This is a genomic window from Streptomyces regalis, from assembly GCF_001509475.1.
In the GTDB taxonomy this organism is placed as follows: domain Bacteria; phylum Actinomycetota; class Actinomycetes; order Streptomycetales; family Streptomycetaceae; genus Streptomyces; species Streptomyces regalis.
Genome location: NZ_LLZG01000296.1, coordinates 1 through 306 on the forward strand (window position 1 = coordinate 1; position 306 = coordinate 306).

At 66.3% G+C, this 306-nt stretch carries 1 protein-coding gene; it reads right to left on the minus strand.

Annotated elements, in window-relative coordinates; translation table 11 throughout:
• Positions 1–166: 166 nt before the first annotated feature.
• Positions 167–306, minus strand: a 140-nt coding sequence (locus ADL12_RS57800) for a DUF6081 family protein (protein WP_279617171.1), incomplete at its 5' end; no start/stop codon positions are given.

Below are 306 nucleotides of genomic sequence, written 5' to 3' on the forward strand. Positions count from 1 at the left end.
AAGGAGCTGCGCGAGCTGGGCGCGATCCTGCATACCGGCGACCTGGAGGACGCAGAGTCGGTGCGAGCGGGGTTGAAGGGCGCGTACGGAGTGGTCAGAATGCAAACGCCGAAGACCACTACGGGCTCCTTCGCCTCAGGCATGGCTGTGCCTGAAGTTGGTGTCGTCACGAATAGGTCGAACCGGCGGGCGAGGTGAACACCGAGAGCCGACGCACCGACAGCCGCACCCCTTGGCCGAAGTAGCGCTCCAGGAAGAGCCCCAGGCCGAAACTAAGGCCGCGAGGCCCTACGGCCTCCTCCCGGC